This is a genomic window from Microbispora sp. GKU 823, assembly GCF_002027145.1.
Lineage (GTDB): Bacteria > Actinomycetota > Actinomycetes > Streptosporangiales > Streptosporangiaceae > Microbispora > Microbispora siamensis.
The window spans coordinates 1-4,629 of record NZ_MWJN01000204.1 but is presented as its reverse complement, the minus strand read 5'-3'; the positions used below and the strand labels follow the sequence as shown (position 1 = coordinate 4,629).

4 protein-coding genes and 1 pseudogene are annotated in these 4,629 nt (G+C 68.4%); 2 read left to right on the top strand and 3 right to left on the bottom strand.

The window, feature by feature from the left end:
• Positions 1–35: 35 nt before the first annotated feature.
• Both B1L11_RS43955 and B1L11_RS43950 read right to left on the bottom strand, forming a co-directional pair.
• On the bottom strand, positions 36–1,331 hold the full coding sequence (locus B1L11_RS43955) for a glycoside hydrolase family 27 protein (protein ID WP_218671697.1): 1,296 nt from the start codon (positions 1,329–1,331) through the stop codon (positions 36–38).
• Positions 1,332–1,510: 179 nt separating this feature from the next.
• Complete coding sequence (locus tag B1L11_RS43950) at positions 1,511–2,332, bottom strand: pectate lyase (protein WP_079321060.1); 822 nt, start codon at positions 2,330–2,332, stop codon at positions 1,511–1,513.
• Positions 2,333–3,060: 728 nt separating this feature from the next.
• Between B1L11_RS43950 and B1L11_RS49330 the strand changes: the two are divergent.
• Positions 3,061–3,402: pseudogene (locus B1L11_RS49330) on the top strand (cellulose binding domain-containing protein); the annotation flags it as partial.
• On the opposite strand, the gene B1L11_RS53570 reads toward B1L11_RS49330, so the two are convergent.
• Positions 3,354–3,575: a hypothetical protein gene (locus tag B1L11_RS53570; protein ID WP_256863435.1), complete on the bottom strand. Its 222-nt coding sequence runs from the start codon at positions 3,573–3,575 to the stop codon at positions 3,354–3,356. The pseudogene B1L11_RS49330 and the gene B1L11_RS53570 sit on opposite strands and share 49 nt — an antisense overlap.
• A gap of 5 nt (positions 3,576–3,580) precedes the next feature.
• Here B1L11_RS53570 and B1L11_RS49325 point away from each other — a divergent pair, with 5 nt between their 5' ends.
• Positions 3,581–4,522, top strand: a complete 942-nt coding sequence (locus tag B1L11_RS49325) for an arabinofuranosidase catalytic domain-containing protein (protein ID WP_218671696.1) — start codon at positions 3,581–3,583, stop codon at positions 4,520–4,522.
• The last annotated feature ends 107 nt before the right edge of the window (positions 4,523–4,629 follow it).

The window sequence follows — 4,629 nt, the reverse complement described above, 5'->3', positions numbered from 1 at the left end:
GCGGCCAGGCTCGGAGTGCGCATCCACGCCGGCGTCTATGCCGGCACCTCGCTTCTCATGGTGGTCGTCTGGCTGGTGGGGGACGCGGTGGGGGACGGCGACGGGGTCGCGCCGCCGCTGACCCGGTAGACGACGGTGCCGTGTGACGGCACGCCGGCCGAGATGGTGCCGGTGCTGCCGCTGACAGCGTTCGTCCACGCGTCGCGCAGGGTGAACGAACCGCCGGACAGCCCGATCGCGGACGCGGTGGTGCTGATCGTGGTGGTGCTGCCGCCCTGGTTGAACAGGGCGACCGCGACGTCGCCGTTGGCGAGCTTCTTGGCCAGCACGCGGCGGGTCCCGTCGTTGCTGATCTGGCGGGCCTGCAGGCCGAGCGGGTCCTGGTCGACGGCGATCAGGTTCTGGTTCTTCAGGATGGTCGCCGTCGCCGAGTCCATGGTGCGCAGGTCGTTTCCGGCGATCAGGGGTGCGGCCATCATCGCCCAGAGGGCGAAGTGGCTGCGCATCTCGGTGTCGGTCATGCCGCCCCGGCCGACCTCCATCATGTCCGGGTCGTTGAACGCTCCCGGTTTCGCGTACGACGCGAGGGGGACGGTGACGTTGACGATGTTCTGGATGCCCATCGGATAGCCGTTGGTCTGACCGGTGTCCCACTTGTTGGTGATGTCCTCGGTCGTCCGCCACATGTTGGCGACGTCGCCCCAGTCGCGCTGCGGCCCCGTCTTCGCGTGGATGCTATTGGGGTTGATGCTGTAGACGATCGGCCGCCCGGTCGCCGCCAGCGCGTCACGCATCTTCGCGAACGTGCGGACCTGGTCGTCGATGGTGCCGTTGGGTGAGCACCAGTCGTACTTCAGGTAGTCCACGCCCCAGGCGGCGAACTGGCGGGCGTCCTGGACCTCGTGCCCCTGGCTTCCCGTCGCGCCCGGGTAGCCGCCGAAGTACTGCGCGCAGGTCTTGTCCACCGGCACCTGGTAGATGCCGAACTTCAGCCCTCTCGCGTGCAGGTAGTCGCCGAGCGCCTTCATCCCACTGGGGAATCGCGAGGGATTGCCCTGGAGGTTGCCCGCGGAGTCGCGGGTGGGATTGAACCAGCAGTCGTCGACCACGACGTACTTGTAGCCGAGGTCGCGCAGGCCCGAGTTGACGATGGTGTCTGCCATCTGCTTGATCAGGGTCTCGTTGATGTCGCAGCCGAACGTGTTCCAGCTGTTCCAGCCCATGGGGGGCGTGCGGGCCACGCCGTTCTCCAGGGCGCCGGCCGGGTCCTGCAGGGCGAACGGGACGCCCGCGAGAATGCCGGCCGCGAGTAGAGCTCCAACCTTCCGCAAGGATCCTCCTTGGGGTGAGCTACGGATGCATGGGGAATGCGGATCAGCCGATCAGGCGCGGCGGCCGATCGCTCCGGTCGCCGCGCCGAACAGGTACGGATATCAGGGGCCCAAGGATCAAGGACTCGGGCAGGTGGCCGTGGGGGTGGCCGCCCGGCCAGGTCCACTTCTCACCGGGTCTATCGGTAGGTGATGGCGGACGACGAGTAGACGCAGTTGGCGCCGTCGGCACCGCTGCCGATCTTCGTCGGCTCGCCGCTGGTCACGCCCCTGTACTTCTCGCAGATGACGACCTTCCTGCTCGGGTCGTTCACGATCGTGATCTGGGAGAAGCGGGCGGTGTCGCCGTAGTTGGTGTTGATGCCGGCCAGGACTTTGCCGGGGGTGGTCGCCGTGACGTTCTGGATGACGACGTCGCGCTTGTACTGGGTCGAGCAGTTGCCGCAGGAGCGGTAGAGCTTGCCGAAGTTCTGCACCTGGAAGTTCTTGATGTACATGGTGCCGGGGCCGTTGTGCTGGAACACCTTGTCGCTGGCCGCCCTGGCGCCGCCGCCGTCGATGGTCATCGTCTGCGACGACGAGGTGCCCTTGAACGTGGCCGCGTCCTCGCCGACGTCCTCCCACCACACGTTCTGCAGGGTGCAGGTGCCCATGCAGTGGACGCCGTCGGCCGCGGGCGCGCCGATGATGACGTTCTTCAGCACCGCGCCGTTTGCCAGTTTGAAGATGGGGGGCTGACTTTCGCTCTGGCTGCCGCTGCCGAGCGCGCCGGTGCCGTAGTAGCGCTTCATGCCGCCGTCGAGCGTGCCCGAGACGTTGATCGTGGCGCCGACCGCCTGCTGACCGGTGGGGGACGGCCAGGCGGCCAGGCGCAGTGCGGCCGCCGGGGCCGCGCCCGGCAGGGTGCCCGCGGACGCGCTGCCAGCCGGACCGGCCGCGAGAACCATCCCGGCCGCCGCGGCGGCGAACAACGCGGTGCGGAATCGTGCGGACGTGCTCATTCACACTCCAGGGGGGAGACGGCGACGATGCCGCCGTACGCGGTGATGCCGGCTGCGGGGAACTCAGGCCGGCCGGCGCTCCATCGGCGCTCCATCGGGTTCGGGAGAGCGAGCGAGAGCCGGACCCGGCGAACTGGCGGCCCGATCCGTCTGCGGATGCGACGCTCACGGCGTCGCGAACGGGGGCCCCTGCCGCTCACCACCGACCCCGGCAGGAGGCCGCTTCGGGACTCAGTGTGGAAACCGCAACGAAACCTGTCAAGGGAATCTCGAAATTGTTTCGTTGAGGCGCAGGGGACCTTATCCTTGCCGACCTGCGCTGGTGAGCGGCATATCGGCGAAAGTTTCCGCAGCTCCACCCTGGACTATCTGCTCCGCCCGCGAGCCGGCCGGTAGCGCTCAGAACGTTACGAGCGCATTATCGTGAAACTTTCACCGGCCGAACCGCGCGAGGCGACCGGACCCCGCCCTGATGGGAGCAGGTGGGACAGGCCCCCGGCGGACCGAGGGCCGGCGCGGAGAAGAGCCCGGACCTTGACGAGGCTCCCTCCGGTCGTATTTGCTCCGCCGCACCACCACCATCACATGCGCCGACAGAGAAGGACGGGTCTCGCACATGAATTGTTAGCGCTAACAGCAGGATCCTCCGGCTGCTCACGAGAACGCCGGGCCGCCGCTGTTGTCGCTGACCGCACGAAGACGTGAAACCAAACCCCCCGGGAGTACGGATGAAGGTCCCTCGCCTGCGCCTCTGGCTTGCCACCGGGCTCGTCGCCGTGGCCGGCACGGTCGGTGCGCTGACCGCGCCCGCCGCGCACGCGGCGACAGGCTGCCGGGTGGACTACTCGGTCACGAACCAGTGGCCGGGTGGCTTCGGCGCGAACGTGAGCATCACCAACCTCGGTGACCCGATCAACGGGTGGCGGTTGAGCTGGTCGTTCTCCGCGGGGCAGACGGTCACGCAACTGTGGAACGGCTCGGTGACGCAGTCGGGCGCACAGGTCACGGTCACCGACGCCGGCTACAACGGGACACTGGCCACCGGCGCGAGCACGTCCTTCGGCTTCAACGGCACCTGGAACGGCGCCAACCCGGCGCCCGCGAGCTTCACGCTCAACGGCACGGCCTGCACAGGTGGCGTCACCGGTTCGCCCAGCCCGTCCGCGAGCCCTTCATCGAGTCCGTCCGCGAGCCCCTCCCCGAGTCCTTCGGCCAGCCCGTCATCCACACCCGTGGCGAGCAAGCCGTGTGACATCTACGCCGTGGGCGGCACGCCCGTGCGTGGCCGCGCACAGCACGACGCGGGCGCTCTACCACTCCTACAGCGGCAACCTGTACCAGGTCAGGCGCTCCTCCGACAACGCGACCCGGGACATCGGCGTCCTGGCCGCGGGCGGCACCGCCAACGCGGCGGCGCAGGACTCCTTCTGCGCCGGCACCACCTGCGTCATAACGGTGATCTACGACCAGTCCGGGCACGGCAACAACATGCTCTACCAGGGACCCGGCGGGGCAGGCGGCAAGGACACCCCCGCGACCGCGACGTCCGAGTCGCTGACGGTCGGCGGCAGCAAGGCGTACTCGCTCTACATCAAGCCTGGCAACAGCTACTGGCGGGACGGTCACCTGACCGGCGTGCCGACGGGCAGCGCGCCCGAGGGCATGTACATGGTGACCAGCGGCACCCACGTCAACAGCGGCTGCTGCTTCGACTACGGCAACAGCGAGACGACCAGGAAGGCCGACGGGGCCGGCGCGATGGACGCCATCTACTTCGGCACGAGCTGCTGGTTCGGCGGCTGCTCCGGATCGGGCCCCTGGGTGCAGGCCGACCTCGAATGGGGGCTCTACCCCGGTGGCAGTCAGTCGTGGAACCCCAACCAGAGGGCGTTCACCAGCAAGTTCGTCACGGCGATGTTGAAGAACAACGGGACGTCGCGCTTCGCCATCAAGGGCGGCAACGCGCAGACCGGAGGAATGACCACCCTGTGGGACGGCGCGCTTCCCCCCGGCTACAGCCCGATGAAAAAGCAGGGCGCGATCATCCTGGGCAGCGGTGGCGACTGCTGCGCCACCAACACCAACCTGAGCCAGGGCACCTTCTACGAGGGAGCCATCGTCTCGGGTTACCCGTCCGACGCGACAGAGAACGCGGTGCAGGCCAACGTCACCTCCGCCGGATACCGCTGATCGGGTGGGATGGGGCCCGTCCGCGTGCTGGGGTGTTCAGGCTCCGAGGGGGGTGCCGCGGCTGTTGAGGATGATCAGTTTCTCGATGCGTCTGCGGCGTCGGCGGC